Origin of the sequence: Bacillus sp. S4 (assembly GCF_040838205.1) — a bacterium.
GTDB classification, from domain to species: Bacteria; Bacillota; Bacilli; order Bacillales; family Bacillaceae_G; genus Bacillus_A; species Bacillus_A cereus_U.
Map to the genome: position 1 here is coordinate 1 of NZ_JBFPJI010000381.1, position 2,912 is coordinate 2,912.

Consider the following 2,912-nt stretch of genomic DNA (forward strand, 5'->3'; position numbering starts at 1 on the left):
GCAATAAATAGTTTACTAATTATATTTCCTTTCCTTCCTCCACAGCCCACTTCAACCTCTGCAACATATATCCAATCCCTCTACATCCCTCTAACGGATATGTAATGATTTCTTCTGGATATAACTTCGTCACTACTTTTTTATGTTTCTTGCCTGCAAGTAAGACAATTTCATCAAACTGAAGTAAGTCTTTTTCAATCATCTGTTTTTGTAATTGTTCTATACTAATAATCTCATTACTCTTTGAATCAAATGCAAGATCATAGTTTTCCTTTACAATATCATTTGGTCTTAAAAATCCATGCTTTGCTGATAATATAACCCAGCTCTCGAAAAACTCAGTTGCATACGCCTGACATGCTTTTCCGAATGGACTAATATATACATCTTTTGCCTCTGCCTCTCCAGAATATGGGTACTTATCCCAAATCTTCTTCTTTCCGCATGGAATTATGCATAACCTTTTCATCGTTATTTCTTACCCCGCTTCTATATTTCTTATGAAATATCAATTTTTTAGTACATTTTTTTACAGAATACTATATACTAATCTTGAAAGATAAAATTACATTATCTTCTATATTTGGTTTAATTTCTTTTAGAACAGTCTATTAAGCATATGTATTATTACATAAACACACCGTACTAAAGTCACTTTCATACAGCATGCATACACCTCATCCTTTAGTGAATTTGTAAAGATTTCGTAAAATCAAGTACACTTAATCTCCCAATCGCTATTCAATAGTACAATATATAAATGTATTATAAAAAGGAGGTGAACAACTATGAAAAATATACTCCCAGCATTATTAGCTTATATTATTGTTTGTATCATCGCGATTATCATTCCAGCATCTGACGGCTATAATACTGTAGGTTGGAAATTCTTTGTTGGGCAAGCGTACGCAATACCTATTTTCATTATTGCTGCTATTATTACATTTTATATAAATAAGAAACGATCTTATGAATAAACGATAAGTAGGATAGCTATTGCTATCCTTTTTTATTTCCCATCTGTAATTTTATAATAAAAAAAGACAAGCAGCCACTCCGGCTACTTGTCCTTTCTGTTTATCCATACTCAATAATATTAAGCTTGGAATGTTTCTGTTAATACAGGAACGATTTGTTTTTTACGAGATACAACACCTTTTAAAGTAGCTGTGTTATTTTGTAATGTTACGTTGTATGCTTTCTCAACAACGTCTGTTGCTTTACCGATCGCAAGGCCAACAGAATCGTTAGTTAAGATGTCAGTTACAACGAATAAGAATAGGTCTAAACCTTTTTCTTCTACTACTGCAGAAATAACTTTTTCAAGTTCCGCTTGGTGTACAAGAACGTCGTTTGTATCAACAGCGTTTACTTGTGCGATTTCAACTTTCGCGTTACCCATTTGGAATTCTTTAGCGTCAAGAGAGATTAATTGCTCCATTGTTTTTCCGCTTAAGTCAGCACCAGCTTTTAACATTTCTAAGCCGTAGCTATCTGCATCTACACCAGCGATTTCCGCTAATTCACGAGCTGCTGCTACGTCTTGTTCTGTGCAAGTTGGAGATTTGAATAGTAAAGAATCTGAAATAATTGCAGATAACATTAAACCTGCAACTTCTTTACGAATTGCAACACCATTTTCTTTGTACATTTTGTTTAAGATTGTAGCTGTACAACCAACTGGCTCACAACGGTAGTATATAGGATCGCTTGTCTCAAAGTTAGCAATACGGTGATGGTCAATAACTTCTAACACACGAACAGATTCGATATCGTTAGCACTTTGTTGGCGTTCGTTATGGTCAACTAAAATAACGTTGTCCACTTCGTTTGCTACTGTCTCAACAAAACGCGGTCCTTCTACTTTAAAAGAGTCTAACGCAAATTGAGTTTCACCGCTGATTTCGCCTAAACGTACAGGCTCAGCATTCATTCCTAATTCTTTTTTCAATTCTGCATAAGCAATCGCAGAACAAATTGCATCTGTATCTGGGTTTTTATGCCCGAAAACTAGTACTTTTTCCATGTTTTCCACCTCTTCATGAAAAGGATATCTTAAAGAAGCAAATATGACAATATTTAAAGCGTATTTTTTTATAAATAATTGCAGTTTCTTCTATATTTTTCATCGTTTTCACAAAAAAAGACCATCTAAAATATTTTAGGTGGTCAAAGGTTATCTTTTCGTTAAAATAAAGATGGAACTTGCACTACGTTATTAACTGCGAAATTGGCAAAGGCAGTCTAATTATCGAATAGCCCTCTTCCTCTCAGATTTGCGGAAACAGGCTCCTTTCCTATTTCACGTGCCCATATAGATAACTGGCCGATATGGTGGATTTCATGGACAATGACATGACGTATTATCTCTCCGTGTGTACATTCAATGACTCGGCGCCTAATTGGTGCGTCTCTAGAGCTAATCGGTTCTTCATTGAAATCAGTTTCTGAAAGTTTCCGAGAATCCATTTCATTTGTCCAAGATGTCACAAATTGCTTCACTTTCTCATGGTATTGAGCTGAAAGATTTTTCACTTTTTGCAAGCTGGCATATTCTTCAAACAACGGCTCCTCAAGCACTGGTTCACCTCGCAAACCTAAGATCCAAATATATTCCACATCTACAATGTGAAATAAGGTATGTAGGATACTGCCGAACCCACCGAACCGTTTCTTTAATAGTTCTTCATCCGGTATGTCTTCGCACAATGTAAACCAATCATCACGAACTTGCCAATTATATTGAAACAGTTTCAACATCACAACAACCTCCATCTTTTAGATTAACATTTAATATTCACCAAAAGACTTCAAAATCTCTATTTAAGTAATAACTCTAAAAAACCTGTTAAAACCCTCTGCAAACTGGCTCTTTAACTGAACATTCTAGATGAAGTTACAGGGCTTTATCA

Annotated in this window: 4 protein-coding genes; 1 reads left to right on the plus strand and 3 read right to left on the minus strand. The window is 35.0% G+C overall.

The window, feature by feature from the left end; translation table 11 throughout:
- Window positions 1-19: 19 nt before the first annotated feature.
- The gene (locus AB3X48_RS20445) at window positions 20-469 is read right to left on the minus strand and encodes a DUF6884 domain-containing protein (RefSeq protein WP_016105090.1); all 450 of its coding nucleotides are present in this window, start codon (window positions 467-469) and stop codon (window positions 20-22) included.
- 319 nt (window positions 470-788) lie between these two features.
- Here AB3X48_RS20445 and AB3X48_RS20450 point away from each other — a divergent pair, with 319 nt between their 5' ends.
- Entirely contained in the window at window positions 789-977 is a 189-nt protein-coding gene (locus AB3X48_RS20450; RefSeq protein WP_000789863.1) for a DUF4017 family protein, read from the plus strand.
- A gap of 119 nt (window positions 978-1,096) precedes the next feature.
- Here the strand turns inward: AB3X48_RS20450 and ppaC are convergent, their stop codons facing one another.
- Together ppaC and AB3X48_RS20460 are read right to left on the minus strand one after the other, a co-directional pair.
- The gene (gene ppaC / locus AB3X48_RS20455) at window positions 1,097-2,026 is read right to left on the minus strand and encodes a manganese-dependent inorganic pyrophosphatase (protein ID WP_002110312.1); all 930 of its coding nucleotides are present in this window, start codon (window positions 2,024-2,026) and stop codon (window positions 1,097-1,099) included.
- A gap of 218 nt (window positions 2,027-2,244) precedes the next feature.
- Entirely contained in the window at window positions 2,245-2,760 is a 516-nt protein-coding gene (locus AB3X48_RS20460; protein WP_016105091.1) for a DinB family protein, read from the minus strand.
- Window positions 2,761-2,912 lie beyond the last annotated feature (152 nt).